Annotated in this window: 17 protein-coding genes; 4 read left to right on the top strand and 13 right to left on the bottom strand. The window is 69.9% G+C overall.

Annotated features, from left to right (window positions below):
• Positions 1–432: 432 nt before the first annotated feature.
• From argA to QLQ83_RS03930, 3 genes are all read right to left on the bottom strand, one after another.
• Entirely contained in the window at positions 433–1,746 is a 1,314-nt protein-coding gene (gene argA, locus QLQ83_RS03940) for an amino-acid N-acetyltransferase (protein WP_282734253.1), read from the bottom strand.
• 197 nt (positions 1,747–1,943) lie between these two features.
• Positions 1,944–3,209, bottom strand: a complete 1,266-nt coding sequence (locus tag QLQ83_RS03935; protein ID WP_282734252.1) for an inorganic phosphate transporter — start codon at positions 3,207–3,209, stop codon at positions 1,944–1,946.
• A 73-nt stretch (positions 3,210–3,282) separates the two neighbouring features.
• Positions 3,283–3,963, bottom strand: a complete 681-nt coding sequence (locus QLQ83_RS03930; RefSeq protein ID WP_282734251.1) for a TIGR00153 family protein — start codon at positions 3,961–3,963, stop codon at positions 3,283–3,285.
• Positions 3,964–4,067: 104 nt separating this feature from the next.
• On the opposite strand from QLQ83_RS03930, the gene QLQ83_RS03925 reads away from it, so the two are divergent.
• Both QLQ83_RS03925 and QLQ83_RS03920 read left to right on the top strand, forming a co-directional pair.
• The gene (locus QLQ83_RS03925; protein ID WP_282734250.1) at positions 4,068–4,952 is read left to right on the top strand and encodes a CYTH domain-containing protein; all 885 of its coding nucleotides are present in this window, start codon (positions 4,068–4,070) and stop codon (positions 4,950–4,952) included.
• 30 nt (positions 4,953–4,982) lie between these two features.
• Entirely contained in the window at positions 4,983–5,915 is a 933-nt protein-coding gene (locus QLQ83_RS03920) for an ion transporter (RefSeq protein WP_282734249.1), read from the top strand.
• 18 nt (positions 5,916–5,933) lie between these two features.
• On the opposite strand, the gene QLQ83_RS03915 is transcribed toward QLQ83_RS03920, so the two are convergent.
• The gene (locus QLQ83_RS03915; protein ID WP_282734248.1) at positions 5,934–6,557 is read right to left on the bottom strand and encodes an L-threonylcarbamoyladenylate synthase; all 624 of its coding nucleotides are present in this window, start codon (positions 6,555–6,557) and stop codon (positions 5,934–5,936) included.
• Positions 6,558–6,621: 64 nt separating this feature from the next.
• The gene (locus QLQ83_RS03910; RefSeq protein WP_282734247.1) at positions 6,622–7,524 is read right to left on the bottom strand and encodes a PHP domain-containing protein; all 903 of its coding nucleotides are present in this window, start codon (positions 7,522–7,524) and stop codon (positions 6,622–6,624) included.
• Between the two features lie 121 nt (positions 7,525–7,645).
• Here QLQ83_RS03910 and QLQ83_RS03905 point away from each other — a divergent pair, with 121 nt between their 5' ends.
• Positions 7,646–7,945, top strand: a complete 300-nt coding sequence (locus QLQ83_RS03905; protein ID WP_282734246.1) for a YciI family protein — start codon at positions 7,646–7,648, stop codon at positions 7,943–7,945.
• Between the two features lie 163 nt (positions 7,946–8,108).
• Positions 8,109–10,124: a bifunctional tRNA (5-methylaminomethyl-2-thiouridine)(34)-methyltransferase MnmD/FAD-dependent 5-carboxymethylaminomethyl-2-thiouridine(34) oxidoreductase MnmC gene (gene mnmC / locus QLQ83_RS03900; RefSeq protein ID WP_282734245.1), complete on the top strand. Its 2,016-nt coding sequence runs from the start codon at positions 8,109–8,111 to the stop codon at positions 10,122–10,124.
• An 11-nt stretch (positions 10,125–10,135) separates the two neighbouring features.
• Here mnmC and QLQ83_RS03895 read toward each other — a convergent pair whose 3' ends face one another.
• The 8 genes from QLQ83_RS03895 to QLQ83_RS03860 form a co-directional block, all read right to left on the bottom strand.
• Positions 10,136–10,408, bottom strand: a complete 273-nt coding sequence (locus QLQ83_RS03895; protein WP_282734244.1) for a YheU family protein — start codon at positions 10,406–10,408, stop codon at positions 10,136–10,138.
• Positions 10,405–12,450 (bottom strand): NAD-dependent DNA ligase LigA, encoded by a 2,046-nt coding sequence (ligA, locus tag QLQ83_RS03890; RefSeq protein ID WP_282734243.1) that lies wholly within the window; start codon positions 12,448–12,450, stop codon positions 10,405–10,407. Before ligA ends, QLQ83_RS03895 begins: the two co-directional genes overlap by 4 nt.
• A 130-nt stretch (positions 12,451–12,580) precedes the next feature.
• A complete protein-coding gene (gene zipA, locus QLQ83_RS03885; protein WP_282734242.1) occupies positions 12,581–14,140 on the bottom strand; it encodes a cell division protein ZipA in 1,560 nt (519 codons plus the stop codon).
• Between the two features lie 226 nt (positions 14,141–14,366).
• Positions 14,367–17,861 carry a chromosome segregation protein SMC gene (gene smc, locus QLQ83_RS03880; protein WP_282734241.1) on the bottom strand — a complete coding sequence of 1,165 codons (3,495 nt, stop codon included), beginning with the start codon at positions 17,859–17,861 and terminating at the stop codon, positions 14,367–14,369.
• A gap of 4 nt (positions 17,862–17,865) precedes the next feature.
• Positions 17,866–19,110, bottom strand: coding sequence for a c-type cytochrome biogenesis protein CcmI (ccmI, locus tag QLQ83_RS03875; RefSeq protein WP_282734240.1), 1,245 nt, complete (start codon positions 19,108–19,110; stop codon positions 17,866–17,868).
• The gene (locus QLQ83_RS03870) at positions 19,107–19,574 is read right to left on the bottom strand and encodes a cytochrome c-type biogenesis protein (RefSeq protein WP_282734239.1); all 468 of its coding nucleotides are present in this window, start codon (positions 19,572–19,574) and stop codon (positions 19,107–19,109) included. Before QLQ83_RS03870 ends, ccmI begins: the two co-directional genes overlap by 4 nt.
• Positions 19,565–20,092: a DsbE family thiol:disulfide interchange protein gene (locus QLQ83_RS03865; RefSeq protein WP_282734238.1), complete on the bottom strand. Its 528-nt coding sequence runs from the start codon at positions 20,090–20,092 to the stop codon at positions 19,565–19,567. Before QLQ83_RS03865 ends, QLQ83_RS03870 begins: the two co-directional genes overlap by 10 nt.
• Entirely contained in the window at positions 20,089–22,080 is a 1,992-nt protein-coding gene (locus QLQ83_RS03860; protein ID WP_459382595.1) for a heme lyase CcmF/NrfE family subunit, read from the bottom strand. Before QLQ83_RS03860 ends, QLQ83_RS03865 begins: the two co-directional genes overlap by 4 nt.
• Between the last annotated feature and the right edge of the window lie 23 nt (positions 22,081–22,103).

The following is a 22,103-nucleotide window of genomic DNA, read 5'->3' as shown; positions in this document are numbered from 1 at the left end:
GAGAGGCGTCCATGCCAGGGCATCCTTGCCCTCTCGATACCGATCCTTGCCTGGCGGCGGTACCGTCTCATCGCAACCTAAAGTCACACATCGCTTGGAGCAGACACTGGTCGCGTCGGGGAGCGGGAGCACAGGGCAGTGATGGCCCGCCTCCCTTCGGCGACCGGGAAACGGTTCGAGCCGAATGAACCGTTTTCCCTTGCTCGTCCTGACTGTTGCCAATGGCATGCCAGGAACTGCATTAACCTTTACATATCAACTGGTTGAACAGGACAAAAAAAGGGAGCAGGTGGGAAACAGCCTGCGCAACGGCCGATGGGCGGGGGATGGCAGGATTTTCGTCGCCAGGTGGCGACGCCTTTCGCAGGATTTCCTGAATGGTCTTTGTTTTCAACGGGTTGGCGCGTCTCCGGATGGCGACAGCGCGCGCCCTCAGGCGAGGGTCTTGACCAGGATCTTGGACTTGCGCGCATGGTTGTAGGTGTCACGGCGCAGTGGTGGCAGCGCCTGGATGTCGGCCAGGCGGAAGCCGTGCTCGAAGAACCAGTGGGTGGAGTGGGTGGTCAGGGCGAAGAGCGCCGAGAGCCCCAGGCGCCGAGCCCGGCGCTCGATCTCGGCGAGCAGGAGTTCCCCGCGTGCGCCGCCCCGGTAGTCGTCGTGGACCGCCACGCAGGCCAGTTCCCCCATCGTCGCCTCGCCGAAGGTATGCAGGGCGGCGCAGCCGATGATCATGCCGTCGCGCTCGATCACCAGATAGTCGTCGATCTCGTACTCCAGCCGCTCCCGGGAGCGCGGGACCAGCATCCCCCGCCGCTCGAGCGGCTCGAGCAGCTCGAGCAGGCCGCCGATGTCGCCGAGTTCTGCCGCGCGCAGCTGCTCGTAGCGGTGCTCGGTGATCATGGTGCCCACGCCGTCGCGGGTGAACAGTTCGCCGAGCAGGGCGTCATGGTCGTGCCAGGAGAGCAGGTGGGTGCGGGCCACGCCATGCCGCGCGGCGGCACAGGCCGCCCCGAGGTGCCGGGCCAGCTCGCCGGACGGGTCGGCCTGCAGGAGCAGCGGCTCGGCTTCACGCGGGGTCAGCTGGCGCTGCAGCTGGCCGCTGCGGTCGAACAGCCCGCTGGCTTCCCCGAGCAGGATCAGCTTGTCGGCGCCGAGCGCCGTGGCGGCATGGCGGGCCACTTCGGCGGCGTCCAGGTCGAAGACCTCGCCGGTGCTGGAGAAGCCCAGCGGCGGCAGCACCACCAGCGACCCGCGCTCGAGCAGTCCCTCGATGGCCTGCGCCCGCACCCGACGCACCTCGCCGCTGTGGTCGAAGTCGATTCCCTCGCGCACGCCCAGCGGCTTGGCCATCACCAGGTTGCCGGAGACCACGGTCATCTCGATGCCGTGCAGTGGCGTGTTGGGCAGCCCCGGGGAGAGCCGCGCCTCCAGCCACAGCCGCTGCTCGGCGGCGATGCGCTCGACCCGCGCCATGATCGCCTCGTCAGCCACCCAGCGCCCCTGGTGGCGACGGGGGACGATGCCCGCCTCGTCCAGGGCCTGTTGGACCTGGGGACGGATACCGAACACCACCACCAGCCGCACGCCCAGGGTGTGCAGCAGCGCCAGGTCCTGGACCAGCTGCTCCCCTCGCCCGCTGGCCATGGCCTCGCCCTCGATCAGGATGACGAAGGTGCGCCCGCGGTGGGCATTGATGTAGGGGGAGGAATTGCGGAACCAGTCGACGAAGGGGAAACGAGTATCCAAGGCCGCACTCCGGCAGCAGGTGAACGAAGGGGGAGTCGAGAACCACTATATCAGAGCGACGAAAACGGCGGCACCTGCAAGCTGCAGCATGGAATCAGCCGCCGCAAAAGCAAACCCGAAGGCCTCGACCTTCGGGTTTGCTTGTAGCTCGGCGCTTGTAGCTCGGCGCTTGTAGCTCGGCGCTTGTAGCTCGGCGCTTAGCCGAACATGCCCTTGAAGGTGAAGAAGAAGAGGATCGCGAGGCCGGCGCCGGCCGGCAGGGTGATCAGCCACGACATGGCGATGGTGCCGATGACCCGCAGGTTGAGCGCCGCCATGCCGCGGGCCAGGCCCACGCCCAGCACCGCCCCGACCAGGGTATGGGTGGTGGAGATCGGCAGCCCGGTGCCCGAGGCCAGCACCACGGTCACCGCGGCCGCCAGGGTGGCGGCGAAGCCGCGGCTCGGGGTGAGCTCGGTGATGCCGGTGCCCACGGTGGCGATCACCTTGTGGCCGTAGGTGACCAGGCCGACGACGATGCCGCCGCCGCCCAGCACCAGCACCCACCAGGGCACCAGGGCCGCGCCCTCGATCTCGCCACCGGTCTGCACCACGCTGATCACCGCCGCCAGCGGCCCCACGGCGTTGGCCACGTCGTTGGAGCCGTGGGCGAAGGCCATGGCGCAGGCGGTGAAGATCATCAGCACGCCGAAGACGCGCTCCACGCCGGAGAAGCCGAACTGGTCGGACTGGCGGCTCGACGCCTTGACGCGACGCTCCATGGCCACGCCGAGCCCCGCGACCACCAGGCCGGCGAGGATCGAGAACAGCAGGCTGGCACCGAAGCCGAGGTCCAGGCCGACATGCTTGAGGCCCTTGGTGAGGGTCACCATGGTCACCGCGAAGCCGACCAGGAAGACGTACATGGGCACGTAGCGCTTGGCGGCGCTGAAGGGGTCGCGTGCCTCGAAGATCAGGTGCTGCACCGACTTGAAGAGGGTGAAGGCGATGGTACCGGCCAGCAGTGGCGAGACCACCCAGCTGGCGGCGATCTTGCCCACCGAGCCCCAGTCCACGGCACCCGCCCCCAGGCCCGCCACCGCGAAGCCGACGATGGCGCCGACGATGGAGTGGGTGGTGGAGACCGGCCAGCCCTTCATGGAGGCGACCAGTAGCCAGGTCGCCGCCGCCAGCAGCGCCGCCAGCATGCCGTAGACCAGCAGCTGGGGGTCGTCCTGCAACAGCTCGGGGTCGATGATGCCCTTGCGGATGGTGTTGGTCACCTCGCCGCCGGCCAGCCAGGCGCCGAGGAACTCGAAGATCACGGCGATGATGATCGCCTGCTTGATGGTGATGGCCCGCGAGCCCACCGAGGTACCCATGGCGTTGGCCACGTCGTTGGCCCCCACGCCCCAGGCCATGAAGAAGCCGAAGAGACAGGCGAGGATGATGAAGATCTCACCGTGCTGCGCAATGATCGACATAGGGAGGGTTCCCTTGTTGCGGTCTGAAGGAGGTCGACACGACGCGGCCCCGGGAATGCCGGGGCCGCTACGTTCAATTGGCCGTCATGATCTGCAGGCGGCTGCCGACGCGCTCGGCGCGGTCGGAGAGCTCGCCCACCCAGTCGATGATCTTGTAGAGGAACATCACGTCCACCGGCGGCAGGCGGTCTTCCAGTTCGAAGAGCCGGCGGCGGATGGCCACCTGCTGGCCATCGGCCTGCTGCTCGAGCACATGCAACTCGCGGATCATCTTCTGCATCACGTCGGAGACGTTGCGGCCGAAGCCGGACTCGAGCAGATCCTTGAGCTCCTCCAGGGCGTGGCGCGCCTGGGCCACGCAGGCCACCGAGGTGCGCATGTAGTCACGCATCGGCTGGGCAAGCTCCTGGGGCACCTGCATCCTGCGCCCCAGCATGATGCCGGTGATGTCGCGAACCTTGTTGGCGATCTTGTCCTGGACGCTGATCAGGTCGAGCAGGTCGGAGCGCGACACCGGCAGGAACATGGTATTGGGAAGGTTGAGACGCAGGTCGGTCTTGAGCTCGTCGGCCTCGTGCTCGAGGCGCGTGATGGTCTCGCGATGCTGGGCGGCGGTGTCCCAGTCGCCCACGAGGGAGGCCTCGAAGAAGGGCAGCAGCTCGTCGGCACATTCGTTGGCCTTGACGATATGGGCCAGCAGCGGATGGAATGGCGAGCGACCGAACATCGCGGAGAAGGGATTGGATGTCACCATGGGGCATCTGTGAACCTGGAAAATGGCGGCGTCAGTATAGTGACTGACACCGCCACCGTCATGAAAAAATCATCCATTATTCATCCAACCGAGGTGGCGCCCCGATGGCAGACGAGATCGAGCTCAAGCTGGCCCTGGGGGCCGAGGCACCCGAGGCCCTGCGCCGCCACCCCCGCCTGACCGGCCTGGTTCCCGCACTCACGCGCCTAGGCAATACCTACTACGACACCCCCGAGGGCGAGCTGGAGCGGGCGCGCATGGCGCTGCGCCTGCGCCGTGCCGGCGACCGCCTGCTGCAGACCTTGAAGACCCGTGGCCAGGGGGGTGGCGGCCTCTCGACCCGCGGCGAGTGGGAGTGGGAGGTGCCGGGCCCGGGGCTCGACCTCCCCGGGCTGGCCGCCCTGCCCCCCCTGGCCGAGCGCGACCCGGCCCTGCTCGAGCGCCTGGTGCCTCGCTTTGCCACCGACTTCATGCGCGAGACCTGGTGGCTGGAGGAGGACGGCCTGAGCGTGGAACTCGCCCTGGACCTGGGCGAGATCCGCGCGGGGGAGCAGGCGGTGGCGATCCGCGAACTGGAGCTGGAGCTCAAGGCGGGCGAGCCGGCGGCGCTATGGTCGCTGGCCGAGGCGCTGGCCGACGAGGTGGCCCTGCGCCCCTCGGACACCAGCAAGGCGGCCCGCGGCGGGGCGCTGCTCGGTGGCGGCTGGACCCTGCCCAAGGGCATCACCCCCGCGGCCTGGCTGCACCGCGCCACCGTGGCGCTGGATGCGCTGGCCGATACCGGCCGGCCGGCCTGGCGCGACGAGGCGCGCCAGGCCTTCCAGCGCCTGTCGGAACCGGGCGATGATGCCGTAGACGATGAGGCGCTGCGCGACGAGGCCCGCGCCCTCGCGGAGGCGCTGGACGCCGAGGCCTGGCTGACCCCGGCCTTCGGCCGCCGCATGCTGCGGCTGGCCCGCCGCCTGCCCGGCGACGTCGACCTGGCCTGACCGGCCTCGACCACCACAAGGACGAACTTCGTGAATCATCTACCCAAGCCCGCCGCCGAAGGCCTGCGCACCCGGGTCTTCCAGATCATCTTCGAGTCCGACACCCCGCTGGCCAAGGGCTTCGACATCGCCCTGATCGTGGCGATACTCGCCAGCGTGCTGGTGGTGATGCTGGAGAGCATCGCGAGCCTGCGCGCCGACTACGGCGCCCTGTTCTTCTGGCTGGAGTGGGGCTTCACCCTCGCCTTCACCCTCGAGCTGGCGGTACGCCTCTATTGCCTCGAGCGCCCCTGGATGTACCTCAGGAGCTTCTACGGGATCATCGACCTGATCGCCATCCTGCCCACCTGGCTGACGCTGATCCTGCCCGGCGCCCAGACCCTGGTCGTGGTACGGGTACTGCGCACCCTGCGCATCTTCCGCGTGCTGCGCCTGATGCAGTTCGTCGGCGAGGGACGGCTGCTGGTGGATGCCCTCAAGCGCAGCCTACGGCAGATCTTCCTGTTCTTCTTCAGCATCTTCATGCTGGTGACCATCTTCGCGGCCGTGATGTACCTGATCGAGCCCCGGGAGGCCGGCTTCACCAGCATTCCCATGGCGATCTACTGGGGAATCGTCAGCCTGACCACGGTGGGCTATGGCGACATCGTACCGGTGACCCCGATCGGCCAGGCCATCACGGTGGTACTGATGCTGACGGGCTACTCGATCATCGCGGTACCCACCGGGGTCTTCTCCGCCCAGGTGATCCGCGCGATCCGCGAGGATCGCTACTCCGACGAGGCCTGCCCGGGCTGCGGCCACGAACGCCACGAGCAACGCGCCAAGTACTGCCTGAAGTGCGGCACCTGGCTGGACGAGACCACCCCCGACCCACGCCTCTCGGAGGAGGAACGCAAGGTCTGGCGGCACAAGCACGGCGGCGAAAAGCAAGACGATGAAGGGTCGCCGCCGGCGGGCTGAGCCGGCGGCGGGTGGGAGTCAGGGCTGGAAGGGGGTGATGTCGCCGCGCCCCTCGCGGACGATCTTCGGCGGCAGGTCACGCAGGTCGATCACGCTGGTGGCTTCCAGGTGGCAGGCGCCGCCGTCGATGATCAGGTCGAGGTGCGCCCCGAAGCGCTCGCGAATCTCCTCGGCGTCGGTCATCGGCAACTCCTCCCCGACCGGAATCAGGGTGACACTCATCAGCGGCTCGCCCAGGGCGGCGAGCAGCGACCGGGTAATGGCATGGTCCGGCACGCGCACGCCGATGGAGCGGCGCTTGGGGTGCAGCAGCAGCCGCGGCACTTCGCTGGTGGCATCCAGGATGAAGGTATAGGCCCCCGGGGTGTGGGCCTTGAGCAGGCGGAAGACGTCGTTGTCCACCTTGGCGTAGGTGCCGATCTCGGAGAGGTCGGAGCAGACCAGGGTGAAGTTGTGCTTGTCGTCCAGCGAGCGCAGCCACTTGATCTTCTCGATGGCCTTCTTGTCGCCCAGGTGGCAGCCCAGGGCATAGCCGGAATCCGTCGGGTAGGCGACCACGCCGCCGTCGCGGATGATCTGGGTCGCCTGGTCGATCAGGCGCTTCTGGGGGTTATCGGGATGGATCTGGAAGAACTGGCTCATGCGAGCTCCCTGTTCGGTGGCCGGTGGAAGGTGTCTGTCACTATAGCGTGTCGCGATCCCGGCCTCAGGCGGCCGCCGGAGCGGCGAGGCCGGCCAGGCGGGGGTGGGTCCACACCGGCGGCGTGGCGGTACGCGGCACCGGGCTCATGCTGCCCGGCGCCAGGTGGCCACCGGGAAAGTGGAAGTCGCTGCCCACCGAGCCGTAGAGGTCGCGCTCCTGGAGCTGGCGCGCCAGGTCGCGGGTCACGTCGGCATTCTGGAAGCCGCTGACCAGCTCGGCGGCCTGGCCCCCGGCGGCGGCGAAGTCGTCCAGCAGCAGCCCGCGCTTGCGCCGGGTCAGGCCGTGGCGCAGCGGATGGGCCAGCACCGCGACTCCGCCGGCATCGAGGATCCAGGCCACCGCCGTGGAGAGGAAGGGCCAGTGGGCCTTGATGTCACCGGCCTTGCCGTTGCCCAGGTGCTTCTTGAAGGCAGCGCCGATATCGGGCACCAGCCCCGCCGCGACCAGCGCCCGGGCGAAGTCCGGCCGGCCCAGCGGGCGCGGTGATCCGGCCTGCTCGCGGGCCCGCACCAGGGCATCGGTGAGCCCGACCTTCTCGAGCCGCTCGGCGATCTTCAGCGAGCGGCGCTCCCGGGCCTGTGCCTGGGCGGCGAGCCCGGCCACCAGGTCGCCCTGGGGGCCATCGGGCAGCAACCCTACCACGTGGATGTTGATGCCGCGCCACTGGGTGGAGAGCTCGGTGCCGGGAATCAGCCGGATCCCCTCGCGGCTCGCGGCCGCCTGCGCCTGCGCGATGCCGTCCATGGTGTCATGGTCGGTGAGCGCCATGTGGGTGAGCCCCCGGGCACGACACAGTGCCACCACCTCGGCCGGCGGCAGGGCGCCGTCGGAGGCCGTGGAGTGCATGTGCAGGTCGATGGTGAGGGGCTCGCCCTCGAAGCGCACGGGAAGTGCTGGCATGGGCATGACGCCGGCAGGTGACTTTGTCAGAATATCCTTCCATGTTGCGTGCCCGACCGGTGACGGTCAATGCCGGGCGCCGGTCGCACCCGCGGCGCGAGCCGCCCACCACCGAGGAAGACCCGAGATGCTCTACGCCATCATCAGTGAAGATGTGAACAACAGCCTGGAGCGGCGACTGGCCGCCCGTCCCGACCACGTGGCCCGCCTCGAGGCGCTGCGCGACGAGGGCCGTCTGGTGCTGGCCGGCCCCCACCCCGCCATCGACAGCAGTGATCCGGGCGAAGCCGGTTTCTCCGGCAGCCTGGTGGTCGCCGAGTTCGAGGACCTGGAGAGTGCCCAGGCCTGGGCCGATGCCGACCCCTACATGATCGCCGGCGTCTATGCCCGGGCCAGCGTGAAGCCCTTCAAGAAGGTCCTGCCCTGAGCCCTGCCCTTCCGGGTTGTCCACAGCGAGTTTCCCACAGCTGCTGTGGACAAGTCTGTTGAAACGCCGCGGACGCCTTTCGCCAGCCCGGTCGGCAGGCCGCCGTGGCGAGATCGATCAAATCCTGACCAGCCCCCATCGACCCTATCCCCGGAGCCCCGCCGTGACCGCTGCCGCCGATGCCCTGCCCCCGCTGTCCGGCCTGGAGAGCGCCCGCCTGGAATGGCACCGGGAGGATGGCGGCGAGGAGGCGCCCCACTCCACGACCTTCGAGGATGTCTACTTCTCGCGCCATGACGGCCGCGCCGAGACCGAGCATGTCTTTATCGCCGCCAACCGGCTGCCCGAGCGATTTGCCGGCTGGCAGGAGGCGCGCCCCTTCGTGATCGGCGAGACGGGATTCGGCACCGGGCTCAACATGCTCTGTGCCTGGGCCTGCTTCGATGCCCATGCCCCGCCGGCCGCCAGACTCCACCTGGTCTCCACCGAGAAGTTCCCGCTGCGTCGCGACGACCTGGCCCGGGCGCTGTCCGCCTGGCCGGACCTGGCCGACCGGGCCGCGCGCCTGGTCGCCCAGTGGCCCGAGGCGGTGGCCGGCGTGCACCGGCTGTGGCTCGACGCGCGCGTCACCCTCGACCTGCACCTCGGCGACACCCTCGAGCGGCTGGCGCTGCTCGACGGGCGGGTGGACGCCTGGTTCCTCGATGGCTTCGCCCCCGCGAAGAACCCCGAGATGTGGCGACCCGAGCTGTTCGCCGCCATGGCGGCCCGCTCGCGCCCCGGGGCGACCCTGGCCACCTTCACCTGCGCCGGGGTGGTCAAGCGGGGCCTGGCCGCCGCCGGCTTCCGCTGGCGCAAGGTGCCGGGCTTCGGGCGCAAGCGCGAGATGCTGGCCGGCGAGATCGCCGAGCCCGCCGAGGATCGCCGCCGCGAGCGCACGCCCTGGTTCTCGCCCCCGGCCCCGCGCCGCGCCCGCCACGTCGCGGTGATCGGTGCCGGCATCGCCGGTGCCAGCACCGCCGCCGCCCTGGCGCGGCGCGGCGTCACGGTCACCCTGATCGACCGCGAGGGGCCCGGCAGCGGCGGGTCCGGCAACGCCCAGGGGGCGCTCTACGTCAAGCTCGCCGCCGACACCAACCCCCAGAGCCGGGTCTATCTGGCCGGCCTGCTGCACAGCCGACGCTGGCTCGAGGCCCTCGACCCCGACCGGGAACTCTGGGCGCCCTGCGGCGTGCTGCAGCTGGCCACGAGCGAGAAGGAGCAGGCCCGCCAGGCACGCTTCCTGGCCCACCACCCCCTGCCGGAGGGCGTGGTGCGGGGCGTGGCCGCAGACGAGGCCTCGCGGCTGGCCGGCACGCCGATCGCCCACGGCGGACTGGAGTACCCCCAGGCGGGCTGGGTGCGGCCGGCCGCGCTCTGCGCCCGGCTCGCCGCCATGCCGGGCATCCAGCTTCGCCGCGCGGAGGTGGTCGGCATGAGCCCGACTGATGAGGGCTGGTCGCTGGCGCTGGCCGACGGCGAGCGCCTGGCGGCCGACCAGGTGGTGGTCGCCACCGCGACGCTGGCCAACCGCTTCGCCCAGACCGCGCGGCTCCCGCTGCAGCCGGTGCGCGGCCAGGTCAGCCGGCTCGCTCTGCCCCGGGGGGCGCCCGAGCTCGAGCGGGTCATCTGTGCGGGCGGCTATGTGTCGCCGGCGCTGGACGGCGGGCTCACCTTCGGCGCCACCTTCGCGCCCCGCGAGACGGACACCGACATTCGTGAGGCCGACCACGCGGCCAACCTGGCGGAGCTTACGGCCACCCTGCCCGCCTTCGTGGCCGCCCTGCGCGAAACGGGGGCGAAGCTCGAGCCCGGTCATCTGGAGGGGCGGGTCGCGTTGCGCGCCGCCAGTCCCGACAAGTCCCCCTATGCCGGCCCGGTGCCCGACGCCGAGGCCTGGCAGGCCGACTACGCAGCACTGGCCAGGGATGCCACCCGCGTGCCCGAGACGCCCGGCCGGCACCATGCGGGCCTGTGGATCAGCGCCGCCCACGGCTCACGGGGCCTGGCCAGCGCGCCGCTGTGCGCGGAGCTTCTCGCATCACAGATCTGCAACGAGCCGCTGCCGCTGGAACAGCCGCTGGTGGACCACCTGCACCCTGGGCGACGGCTGATCCGCGACCTGATCCGGGGTAAGTGAATAATGCGGCGCTACCCCTCTTCCTCGTCATCGGCCAGGTCGCGACCGAAGGCGCGCCACTGGGCCAGCGTCATCACCTCGGTGGTCTCGGTCTGCAGATCATGGGCGATCAGCAGCTCGCCGCGCTCGAGCTGGGCCTTGAGCTGGGCCACCCAGCCGCGCATGCCCTCACCGGTGTCGGTGGTGTCGTAGCCCTGGCGGGTGACGAAGGCCTCCAGCAGGGCGTCGAGGGTCTCGCCCGGCAGCATGCGATAGGGCACCTCGATAAAGCGATCGCCGCTCATGCCTCGGTCTCTCCCTGTTCCCACGCTGCCAGCCGCTCGAGGAAGGCGGCCTCATCGATGACCTCGACCCCCATCTGCTCGGCCTTCTCCAGCTTGCTGCCGGCGGCCTCGCCAGCCACCACGCAGGCGGTCTTGCGGGAGACGCTGCCGGCCACCTTGGCCCCCAGGGCCTGGAGCCGCGCCTTGCCCTCGTCGCGGGTCATGCTCTCCAGGGAGCCGGTGAGCACCCAACTCTGGCCGGCCAGCGGCTGGGGTCGCTCACCGACCTCCTCCTCGTCCCAGCTCAGCCCGCAGGCGATCAGGTCGTCGATGGTCTCGCGGTTGTGGGGCTGGCGAAAGAAGGTATGCACATGGGAAGCGACGACAGGGCCCACGTCCTCCACGGCCTCCAGCGCCTCGATGTCGGCCGCCATCAGCGCCTTCAGGGTGCCGAAGTGGCGCGCCAGGTTGGCGGCCGTGGCCTCCCCCACCTCGCGAATGCCGAGGGCGTAGACGAAGCGGGCCAGGGTGGTGTGCTTCGCCTTCTCGAGGGACGCCACCAGGTTCTCGGAAGACTTCCTGCCCATGCGCGGCAGTTCGGCGAGGCGCTCGGCCTCGAGCCGGAAGAGGTCCGCCGGGGTGGCGACCCAGTCACGCTCGACAAGCTGGTCGATCAGCTTCTCGCCCAGGCCGTCGATGTCCAGCGCCCGGCGCGAGGCAAGGTGCTTCAGGGCCTCCTTGCGCTGGGCGGGGCAGTAGAGCCCCCCGGAGCAGCGCGCCACCACCTCGCCCTCCAGGTGCTCGATGTCCGAGCCACAGGCCGGGCAGTGCTCGGGAAAGACGATCGCTCGCGCATCGGCCGGACGGCGCTCCTCCAGCACCCGGACCACCTGGGGGATGACGTCGCCGGCCCGGCGGATCGCCACGGTATCGCCGATCATCACGCCGAGCCGGGCGATCTCGTCGGCATTGTGCAGGGTGGCGTTGGAGACGGTGACCCCGGCCACCGAGACCGGTTCTAGCCGGGCCACCGGGGTGATCGCCCCGGTGCGGCCGACCTGGAACTCCACGTCGTTGAGGCGGGTGGTCTCCTCCTGGGCGGGAAACTTGAAGGCGATGGCCCAGCGCGGGGCGCGCGCCACGAAGCCGAGTTCGCGCTGCAGGCGCAGGTCGTCGACCTTGATCACCACGCCGTCGATGTCGTAGCCGAGGCCGTCGCGCTTCTCGCCGAGCTGCCGGCAGTAGTCGATGATCCCTTCGGCCCCCTCGACCACCGCCAGTTCCTGGCTGGTGCGAAAGCCGTACTCGCCGAGCCGGGCCATCAGCTGGCTATGGCAGGCGTCGCCCCGCTCCGGCTCGAGGCGCGCCACCTGGTAGGCGCTGAACTCCAGCGGGCGCGTCGCGGTGACCCTGGGGTCGAGCTGGCGCAGGCTGCCGGCGGCGGCGTTGCGGGGATTGGCGAACACCTTGCCGTCCGACTCCCGGGCCCGCTCGTTCAACGTCTCGAAGCCCTCATGGCTCATGATCACCTCGCCGCGCACCTCCAGCAGGTCGGGCGGGTCGTCGCCACGCAGCCTCAGCGGAATGGAGCGCAGGGTGCGCAGGTTGGAGGTGATGCCCTCGCCGGTGCGGCCATCGCCGCGGGTGGCGCCACTGACCAGCATGCCCTGCTCGAAGACCAGCGACACGGCGGCACCGTCGAGCTTGGGCTCGCAGCAGAAGGCCAGCGGCTCGCCATGGGCCTCCAGCCGGTCGGCGACGCGCCTGACGAAGGCCTTGATCTCCTCCTCGCTGAAGGCGTTGTCCAGGGAGAGCATGGGCACGGCATGCCGCACCTCGGGGAAACCGGCATCGGGCGCGGCCCCCACCCGCTGGGTCGGGGAGTCGGGGGTCACCAGGTCGGGATGGGCCTCCTCGAGCTCCTGCAGGCGGCGCAGGCGGCGGTCGTAGTCGGCGTCGGTGAGCCGCGGTTCATCGAGCACATAGTAGCGGTAGTTGGCATCATCGAGCTCGGCACGCAGGCGCGTTACCTCGTCGAGGAGCTGCGGGTCGGCTTGGGTCATGGCGTCCCTGGTCTGGTTGCGTGAAGGCTCAACACTCTGGGCCCGGCATCATTCCGCATCCCTGATAACAGAACAACCCCATGGATTCATGGGGTTGTTCCTCTTCCGGCTTGCCGCTCGAGGCTTACCGCTAGTTCACCTGGTAGCGGTTGAGGCGGTTGCGCCGCTCGAACTCCTGGACCCGCTGGCGGGCGAACTCCACGGTCTGGGCGGTCATCACGCTCTGGTTCTCGTCCTTCAGCTCGCCGCCGAGGTGGCGGACGATGACCATGGCGGTCTCGACCATCGCCTCGAAGGCGGCCGCGGTATCGCTGGCGCCCGGCAGCGGCATCAGCAGGGTGATGCCCTGGGTCCGGAAGTCGTCCATGGCCTCGATGGGGAAGGTCCCCGGCTTGACCACGTTGACCATGGAGAACTGCAGGCGGCTCTCGGGATCCTCGGTCTCGAAGCGATGGAAGATGCCCATGTCGCGTCCGTAGCGCAGCCCACAGGCCAGCATCAGGTCGAGCAGTGCCGTACCGGAGAAGCCCGCCTCGTCCCGGGACATCACGCTGATGACGATGATCTCGTCGGCCTGGCTCAGGGTCTCGCGGGCATGCTCGGCGTTGACGTCATGGCGAAGGGCCCTTTCCAGCACCGGGTGGGTGCGCACCACGTCGTCGCGCGGGGCCACGTCATCCATCGCGGCCTCGACCGGCGCCTCCTCGGGCGCCTGCCGCTGGCTGCGGGAGGGCGTGAAGAGCGGGTCATCGTCATCGGCGGAGGCGACCGCCTCGGCCTCCAAGCGACGCCGTTCGGCCTCCTGGACGGCCTTCTCGTCCTCGGCCTGCTGCCGACGCGCCGCCTCGCGAGCGGCCTTCTCGGCACGCTCCTGCTCGCGGCGGACCTTCTCGCTGCGCTTGTGCTCACGCCGCTCGGCGAGGCTCTTCTGCAGGGAGGCCCCGAAGCGCTGCATGGAGGAGCCCACCCGCCTGGAACCGCTCTTGAGGGAATCGCCCATGCCCTCGAGGTCCACCAGGCGGTAATGCTCCTCGTCGGCGTAGGCGTCATGATCCTCGGGGTCGGCCGCCAGGGGCTGGGTGTCCTGCATCGCCGTAGTCTCCTTGGCCTTCTCGTCCAGGCCATCCAGGCTCGAGAGCCCCGGCTCGCGGCGCTCGTCGGCCTCGTTTTGCGCAGCAATCGCCCCCTCCGCCGCCGGATCCCGGGAGGTGGAGGCATGAGCACTGCGCTCGGGATCGCGCTGCGCCCTGAACTCAGGCTCACGGTTCACCGGCCGGAAGGTCTCCCGTGCCTCGGCGGCAGGACGGGCGACGCTCGGCTCACGCTCGCCGCCACCTGCCGGCCGGCTGCCCGATGTCTCGGGGCCTTCGGCATGCCGCCGAAACTCCGCCAGCACCCGCGAGGGGCCGGGGTGCTCCTGGCGCTGCAGCTTGGGCTTGGATTGTACCCCCCGGTCTTCCGCCGGCCTGACGACCCGCGCCCCTCCGTTGGGCAGCTCCCAGTTGATTTCGGCCGCGCGGGCCGCGGCTTCAGGGTCCTCGTCGTTCCCCGTGGGGCCACGCTCGTCCCGGTCCGAGACCTGGTCGAGACGTGGAACACGACGCTGACGCTGCAGGCGACGCACACCATCGATGACGATGAGGGTCACCAGCGCCAGCCCTAGTATGATCAGCCACTCTCTTAGTTCCATGGGTCGTCATGCCTTTTGCTAAGGCGCCATGCCTGATGGTTGTCCGTCAACAGCATAGCGCGATTGCCAAAAAAAGGGCCACTTTTTTTATTTGTCAAGCTCGGCATTTTCGTGCCGCAACCCGACCGGGCCCTTCGCAATCGCCCTTCAGGTTCCCCGTGCTTCCGTGCAATGCAGTATTCATTATCTTCCTTGTTAACCCGTTTGCCGTTCACGTTCAAGCCCATCAGGCCTCGGCCAGGGCCGCGGCCTCCTCGACGCCGACCGACACCAGGCGTGATACCCCGGGCTCCTGCATGGTCACCCCCATCAAGCGTTCCGATGCCTCCATGGCGATCTTGTTGTGGGTGATGTAGATGAACTGGACGGTGTCGGACATCTCCTTCACCAGCTTCGCGTAGCGTCCCACATTGGCATCATCCAGCGGGGCATCCACCTCGTCGAGCATGCAGAAGGGCGCCGGATTGAGCTGGAAGATGGCAAATACCATCGACAGGGCGGTGAGCGCCTTTTCTCCACCGGAGAGAAGATGAATGGTGCTGTTCTTCTTGCCGGGGGGACGCGCCATGATGGCCACCCCGGTTTCCAGCAAATCCTCGCCGGTCAGGGTCAACCACGCGGTTCCCCCGCCGAATACCCGCGGGAAAAGTGCCTGCAGGCCGGCATTGACTCGCTCGAAGGTGTCGCGGAATCGCGTCCGGGTTTCCTGGTCGATGCGCCGGATGGCCCGGTCCAGGGTCTCCAGCGCCTCGGAGAGCTCGGCATGCTGGGCCTCCAGGTAGTCGCGGCGCTCGGCCTGCTGGTCGTACTCCTCGATGGCCGCCAGGTTGATGGCCCCCAGCCGGCGGACGCGCTCGCCGACCTCCTCCAGCCGGGCCTGCCAGGAGGACTCGGTGGCGTTGGGGTCAAGAGACTCGGACAGGCTCGCGGCGTCGTGGTTCAGCTCGGCGAGCTGCTCGTCCTGGGCCTCGGCCTTGAGGGAGAGGGCCTGGACCTGCATGCGCGACTCCTGGAGGCGCTCGCGGATGCCCTCGAGGCTGCGCTCGTGGCCCTGGCGGGCCTGCTCGTCCTCGCGCAGCCGCTCGACCAGTTCGGCGGCCCGGGCGCGGGTCTCGTTGAGCACGCGCTCCTCGCGTTCGCGGCGCTCCAGCAGTTCGTCGAGCCGCTCGCGACGTTCCTCGTCGGGCTCATGGAGGCCTTCGCGCGCTTCCTCGAGCTCGGCACAGCGCAACTCGAGGCGCTCCCGCGACTCGCCGGCGCGGCCCAGCTGTTCGGCCAGCCCGTTGCGTTCGGTCACGGTGCGCTCCTGCTCCAGGGCCAGGCGCTGCGCCTGCTCGGCCAGGGGACGCTGCCGGGCCCGCAGCGCGGCCAGCGTCTCGCGGGCCTCGCGACGCTCCCGCTCGAGCCGCTCTCGGGTCTCGGCCCCCTCCTCCAGCCGTGTCATCGCCGCCTGCCACTGTTCGCGCGACTCCTCGAGGGCCAACAGGGCCTCCTCACGGGATTCGGCCAGGCCGTCGAGCTCCTCGGCGAGTTCGGCGGCACGCCCCTCCAGGTGCTCGAGTCGGCTGGCCAGCCCGCTCTCCTGGACGGCCAGCTGCTGGCGCTGCTGTTCCAGCTCGCGCTCTTCGAGTCGCGCCTGCTCCAGGTCCGCCTCGGCCTGCTCGACCCGCGCCGCGGCCTCCTCGAGGTGGCGGTCCTGGTCGGCGAGGCGGGCTTCCACCTCGGCCAGCTCATCACGCACCTCCGCCTCACGGCGACGGCTGACCAGCAGGGCATCCGGACCGTTGCCGGCGCCACGATGGCGCACCCAGCCGGGTCCCAGCCAGAGGCCATCAGGGGTGATCAGGCTCTCGCCGCCCGCCAGGCCCTCGCGGGCCGACCAGGCCGCCTCGCGGTCGGCGACGCAGCGGATGCCCGCCAGCCACTGGCCGGCCGCCCCGGCACCGCGCACCCTAGCCGCCAGGCTGTCGGTCGGGGCAGACGACTCGGCGGCCTCGAGCAGGCCGAGTTCGGCGTCCGGCGGCGAGGCCAGGGCCTCGCGGGTGTCGGGCAGCGACACCAGTCGCGCGCGCAGCCAGGGCGCCAGCACCCAGGAGACCGCCTCCTCCCAGCCGGGCTCGACCTCGAGGGCCTCACCGAGACGGGGCTGCTGACCCAGGCCATGGGCGGCCAGGTGCGCATCCAGGGCCTCGTCGTGATCGGCCAGGGCCGCCTGGATCAGCGCCTCCAGCGAGGCCAGCTCGCCCTGCAGGGTGCTGCGCCGCTGGCGGTCGGCCTCGCGGGCCCCCTCGGCCTCGCGCACCTGCTCCCGGGCGCCGTCGCGGCTGGCCTGATGCTCGCCGCGGCGCGCCTCGATCTCGGCCAGGCGCTCCTCGAGCTCGGCATGACGTTCGGCCAGTTCACGGCGCTGATCACCCAGGCCGGCGATGTCGGGCAGCTCCTCATGCTGCTGGCGACGACGACGCTCGTCGGCGGCCAGGCGCTCGAGTCGACTCTCCAGGTCGCGCAGCCGGTCCTGGGCGCGCTCCGCCTCGCGGCTCTGCGCCTGCCACCGCTCGCCGAAGCTCTCCCAGGCGGCGTCGGCCTCCTCGGCACGGGGTTCGGCTTCCTCCAGGGCGGCCTCCAGTTCGGCGAGCTGCTCCGCCACCTCCTCCTGTTCCGGCCCCAGGGTCTCGAGGCGCACGTCCAGGTGGGCCAGGCGTTCGCCGTCGTCGTCGCCGAGACGAGCGAGCTCGGCGAGCTCGTGACGGGCGGCCTCGAGGTCGCGGGCCAGCTGCTGGTCGCGGGCGCGGGTGTGCTCCAGGTCCTGCTCCAGGCGGGCGATGGCAGTGGTGGTCTCGAAGAAACTCGACTGCCGGCCGTCGAGCTCCTCGGCGAGGCGGTCGTGCTCGGCGCGGGCCTCCTCCAGGCGGCTCTCGGCCTGGCGCATGCCGAGTACCTCACGCTCCACGGCGGTCTCCAGCTCGCGGACGCGGGTCTCCTCCTCGGTCTGGCTGGCGCGCAGGGCGCGGCCGCGCAGCAGGGCCAGCTCGCCCTTGAGGCGATGCTCCTCCTGCTTGAGGGTCTGGTAGCGACGCGCCGCCTCGGCCTGGCGCTTGAGCCGCTCGAGCTGCTTGTCGAGTTCCTCGCGGATGTCCTCCAGGCGCTCCAGGTTTTCCTGGGTGCGCCGCATGCGGTTCTCGGTCTCGCGGCGTCGCTCCTTGTACTTGGAGATGCCGGCGGCCTCCTCGAGGGTCGAGCGCAGCTCCTCGGGGCGTGCCTCGATCAGTCGAGAGATCATGCCCTGGCCGATGATGGCATAGGAGCGCGGCCCCAGGCCGGTGCCCAGGAAGAGGTCGGCGATGTCGCGGCGACGGCACTTCTGGCCGTTGAAGAAGTAGCTGGACTGGGCGTCGCGGGTGACCTGGCGCTTGACGGCGATCTCGGCGTACTGGGCATAAGCGCCGCCCATGGCGCCGTCACGGTTGTCGAAATGCAGCTCGATGGAGGCGAGCCCCACCGGCTTTCGGCCGGTGGAGCCGTTGAAGATGACGTCGGTCATCGACTCGCCGCGCAGGGTCTTGGCCGACGACTCGCCCATCACCCAGCGCACCGCGTCGATGATGTTGGACTTGCCGCAGCCGTTGGGCCCCACGATAGCGGTCATGTTGCCGTCGAAGGGCACAGTGACCGGATCGACAAAGGACTTGAACCCCACCAGGCGGATCGACGTGAGGCGCATGGGCTTACTCGACGACCCGGTCGATCACCACCTCGACGGGCTCGCCATCGGTATCGCCCACCGTCACCCCCTCGAGGGTACCGAGCAGATCGCCGGGCTGGGGCGTGGCCTGGCCACTCTCGGAAACCCGAACCATCAGCCGCGCCTCGTCGACCTGGGAGATCCGCGCCTGGGGGGACATGGAGCGGCCATCATCGAGCACCACGGTGAGCGGCAGCTCGTCCAGCCGGGCCTGGGCCACGGCCAGCGGCGGCAGCTCCCCTTCGAGGTCCCGGGCCACCACGAAGACGGTGGCATCGGCGTCGAGCCGACCGGCGAGGTCGTCCGCCAGGCGAACCCTGACGGCGATGCCGGGCCCCTCGGCGACGGCCTGCTCGGCCTCGTCCGGCGCGATCCCCAGGCGCTGCTGGGCGACGCGGATGCCCTGGCGCAGGGCGTCGGCGGTATCGGGGTCATCCATGCCGGCGATGGCCCGACGCCACCGGTCGATGGCGGTCTCGTAGTCACCGTCGTCGAAGGCATCGATGCCGAGCATGCCAAGCACCGTAGGCTGGCTGGAATCCATCGCCAGCACCTCGTCGACCAGCGTCTGGACCTCGTCGGTCATCTCGCGGCCGGCGGCGAAGTAGCGGATCTGTGCCAGCTCGGCCAGCAGCCCGGGCTGGCGCCCCTCGAGCTCGACCAGCCGCTCCAGGGTGCGGGTGGCCTCGGCGGTGCGGCCGCTGTCACGGTAGAGCGGGAACAGCGCCCGCCAGACGTTGGGGTTGTCGGGCTGGCGGGCGGCCTGTTCCTCGAGCCGCTCGACCAGCATCGGCAATGACGCCTCGGGGTCGTTCATCACCTGCTGCTGGACCGTGTAGAGGGTGAGGTCGCCCTCGGCCCCCTTCTGGACATACCAGAAGGCGCTGGCCAGCACGACGGCCACCATCACCAGCGGCACCGCCAGCTTGCCGGACGCGGCCGACTTCAGGGGCGCACGCTCCAGGTGCTCGGTGTCCTCGAGCAGGCTGCGCTCGAGCTCGAGACGATCCTCCTCGAAACGCGCCGGGTCGATGTCGCCTCGCTCCCGGGCGGCCTCCAGCGAGGCCAGCCGGCGGCGGTAGATGGCCAGGTTCTGGTCGGTCGTGCGGTCGTTGGCCTCATGATCACGCTGGGCGGCACTCACGGCGGCGGCGCGCCGCAGGGGGGCGACCAGCAGCCACAGGGCCGGCAGCAGCAGCAGGGCAAGGGCGATCCATAACAGGGTCATTCGGTCCTCTCGCGTTTGATCAGGGCATCCAGGCGCGCCCGTTCCTCGGCGCTCAGGTCGCGGGCCGAGGTGCGCCGGCGGGCACGCACCATGAGCACCACCACCAAGGCGCCCAGCAGCACCAGGCCGGCGGGGAGCCCCCACAGCAGCAGGGTGCGTCCCTCGAGGCGCGGGTTGTAGAGCACATAGTCACCGAAGCGGTTGACCATGAAGTCGAGGATCTCCTTGTCGGAACGGCCGTCCTGGAGCTGGAGATAGACCCGTTCGCGCATGTCGCCGGCGATGGGCGAGTCGGAGTCGTCGATGGCCTGGTTCTCGCACTTGGGGCAGCGCAGGGTCGCGGTGAGGTCGCGGTAGCGCTGCTCGGTGACCGGGTCATCGAACTCGCGAACCTCCACCGCCGCCTGGCCCAGGGTGGGCCACAGCAACAGGGCACACAGCAGCAGTCGGGTGATCAGCGCCATCTTTCCACCTCCGGCAGTATCGTCTCGCGCACGTCCTCCGGCCGGATGTAGCCGGTATGGTGATAGCGGATGATGCCCTCGCGATCGACCAGGAAGGTCTCCGGGGCCCCGTAGACGCCCAGCTCGAAGCCCAGGCTGCCCTCCGGGTCGAAGATGTTGACCTCGAAGGGGTTGCCGAACTCGGTGAGGAACTCGCGTCCCTTCTCCCGGGTATCCTTGTAGTCGACCCCCACCAGGCGCACGCCGCGATCGGCGAGGTCGAGCAGCTGCGGCATCTCCTGCTTGCAGGTCGGGCACCATTCGCCCCAGACGTTGACCAGGGTGACCTCGCCCTCGAGCAGGGAAGCATCCACCACCCGCTCGGGATCCTCGAGGGTGGTGAGCTCGAAGGCCGGAAACTCCCGGGCCATCAGCGCCGAGTCGCGCTCGAAGGGATTGATCGACAATCCCATGTAGAGGAAGGCGCCGAGCACCAGGAAGCCGACCAGCGGCAGGAGCAGCAGCAGGCGACGCTTCATGTGGTGGCCTCCCGAGGCTCGGCAGCCACCGCGCGTTCCGGGTCGCGGGCCGTCACGGCGCGACGATAGCGCCGATCCGCCACGGCCAGCACGCCGCCGAAGGCCATCAGCAGCGCCCCCAGCCACAGCCAGCGCACGAAGGGCTTGTACTGGATGCGCATCGCCCAGCTGCCGTCTTCCAGGTCCTCGCCCATGGCGACGTAGAGGTCGCGGAACAGGCCGGGGCGCAGCGCGACCTGAGTCATCGGCATGCCACGGGCGATGTAGAGGCGCTTCTCGGGGGTCATGGTGAAGCTGCGCTGGCTGTCGCCGCGGCGCACCTCGATCTCGGCGGTGTCCGCCAGGTAGTTCGGCCCACGCCGGTTGGCGAGCTCGGTCATGGTGAAGGTGTAACCGACCACCTCGACGCTGTCGCCCACGCCCATGCGCACGTTGCGCTCGATGGCGTAGTTGGAGACCACGGTGACGCCGATGATGGTCACCGCGATGCCCAGATGGCCGAGGATCATGCCCCAGTAGGCCAGGGAGAGGCGCCTGATGCCGGCCACGCGGCCGGCGGAGTGCCGGGACTTGGCCCAGAGGTCGCGGGCCATGGGCAGCACGATCCACAGGGCGATAACGACGCCCAGGCTCACCTTGAGGTTCCACTCGCCGCGATAGAGCAGCGGGGCAACCGCGCCGATCGCCAGGGCCGCCAGGCCGGCGAGCCAGCTGCGCCGGAAGAGGTCACGGGCCGGGGTATGCTTCCAGCGCGCCAGGGGACCCAGCCCCATGAACAGGCAGAGCACCACCGTCAGCGGCACGAAGAGGGCATTGAAGTAGGGGGGGCCCACGCTGATCTTGCCGAGGTTCAGGGCATCGAGCAGCAGCGGGTAGACCGTGCCGAGCAGCACCGTGACGGTCATGATCACCAGCAGGATGTTGTTGATCAGCAGCAGGGCGTCACGGGAGAGCCAGCTGAAGCCGACCTGGTGGCTGACCCGTGGGGCGCGCAGGGCGAACAGCAGCAGCGAGAGCCCCACGGTGATGCCCAGCAGCACCAGGATGAAGAGCCCGCGGGAGGGATCGTTGGCGAAGGCATGCACCGAGGTGAGCACGCCCGAGCGCACCAGGAAGGTGCCCATCAGCGACAGCGAGAAGGTGGTGATCGCCAGCAGCACCGTCCAGCTCTTGAAGGCGCCGCGCTTCTCGGTCACCGCCAGGGAGTGGATCAGCGCCGTGCCGGCCAGCCAGGGCAGCAGCGAGGCGTTCTCGACCGGGTCCCAGAACCACCAGCCGCCCCAGCCCAGCTCGTAGTAGGCCCACCAGCTGCCCAGGGCGATGCCCACGGTGAGGAAGGCCCAGGCGATATTGGTCCAGGGCCGCGCCCAGCGGGTCCAGGCCGCATCCAGGCGCCCGCCCAGCAGGGCGGCGATGGCGAAGGCGAAGACCACCGAGAAGCCCACGTAGCCCATGTAGAGCATCGGCGGGTGGACGATCAGGCCAAAGTCCTGCAGCAGCGGATTGAGGTCGGCGCCGTCCTGGGGGACGTTGGGCAGCAGCCGCTCGAAGGGGTTGGAGGTGATCAGCACGAAGGCCAGGAAGCCGACGCTGACCAGCCCCATCACGCCCATCACCCTCGCCAGCATGTCGCGGGGCAGCTCCCGCGAGAAGCGGCTCACCGCGAAGCTCCAGCCGGCCAGGATCAGGCTCCACAGCAGCACCGACCCCTCGTGGTTGCCCCACACGGCGCTGGCCTTGTAGTACCAGGGCAGCATCGAGTTGGAGTTGTTGGCCACGTTGGCCACGCTGAAGTCGTCCAGCAGGTAGCTGGCGGTCAGGCAGGCGTAGGCGATGGCCAGGAAGAGGAACTGGCCGGTGGCCATGGGCCGCGCGTAGGCCATCCACAGCGGGCGGCGCGTGGCCGCCCCGGCGAGTGGCATCACGCCCTGGACCAGTGCCATCAGCAGGGCAATGATCAGGGCATAGTGGCCGATCTCAGGGATCATCAGGGTCTGCATGGGCACTCCGC

Source organism: Halomonas rhizosphaerae (assembly GCF_030010555.1).
In the GTDB taxonomy this organism is placed as follows: Bacteria; Pseudomonadota; Gammaproteobacteria; order Pseudomonadales; family Halomonadaceae; genus Halomonas; species Halomonas rhizosphaerae.
The sequence above is the reverse complement of the archived record's forward strand: the minus strand, read 5'-3'. Positions and strand labels throughout refer to the sequence as shown.

What these genes read in the sequence shown, in the direction of transcription:
- QLQ83_RS03895 (WP_282734244.1), bottom strand. Translation starts at nt 10,408, where the DNA reads ATGAGCGGCGATCGCTTTATCGAGGTGCCCTATCGCATGCTGCCGGGC.
- QLQ83_RS03925 (WP_282734250.1), top strand. Translation starts at nt 4,068, where the DNA reads ATGGCAGACGAGATCGAGCTCAAGCTGGCCCTGGGGGCCGAGGCACCC.
- zipA (WP_282734242.1), bottom strand. Translation starts at nt 14,140, where the DNA reads ATGGAACTAAGAGAGTGGCTGATCATACTAGGGCTGGCGCTGGTGACC.
- ccmI (WP_282734240.1), bottom strand. Translation starts at nt 19,110, where the DNA reads ATGACCCTGTTATGGATCGCCCTTGCCCTGCTGCTGCTGCCGGCCCTG.
- QLQ83_RS03935 (WP_282734252.1), bottom strand. Translation starts at nt 3,209, where the DNA reads ATGTCGATCATTGCGCAGCACGGTGAGATCTTCATCATCCTCGCCTGT.
- QLQ83_RS03870 (WP_282734239.1), bottom strand. Translation starts at nt 19,574, where the DNA reads ATGGCGCTGATCACCCGACTGCTGCTGTGTGCCCTGTTGCTGTGGCCC.
- QLQ83_RS03905 (WP_282734246.1), top strand. Translation starts at nt 7,646, where the DNA reads ATGCTCTACGCCATCATCAGTGAAGATGTGAACAACAGCCTGGAGCGG.
- QLQ83_RS03930 (WP_282734251.1), bottom strand. Translation starts at nt 3,963, where the DNA reads ATGGTGACATCCAATCCCTTCTCCGCGATGTTCGGTCGCTCGCCATTC.
- QLQ83_RS03860 (WP_459382595.1), bottom strand. Translation starts at nt 22,080, where the DNA reads ATGATCCCTGAGATCGGCCACTATGCCCTGATCATTGCCCTGCTGATG.
- QLQ83_RS03910 (WP_282734247.1), bottom strand. Translation starts at nt 7,524, where the DNA reads ATGCCCATGCCAGCACTTCCCGTGCGCTTCGAGGGCGAGCCCCTCACC.
- ligA (WP_282734243.1), bottom strand. Translation starts at nt 12,450, where the DNA reads ATGACCCAAGCCGACCCGCAGCTCCTCGACGAGGTAACGCGCCTGCGT.
- QLQ83_RS03865 (WP_282734238.1), bottom strand. Translation starts at nt 20,092, where the DNA reads ATGAAGCGTCGCCTGCTGCTGCTCCTGCCGCTGGTCGGCTTCCTGGTG.
- smc (WP_282734241.1), bottom strand. Translation starts at nt 17,861, where the DNA reads ATGCGCCTCACGTCGATCCGCCTGGTGGGGTTCAAGTCCTTTGTCGAT.
- QLQ83_RS03915 (WP_282734248.1), bottom strand. Translation starts at nt 6,557, where the DNA reads ATGAGCCAGTTCTTCCAGATCCATCCCGATAACCCCCAGAAGCGCCTG.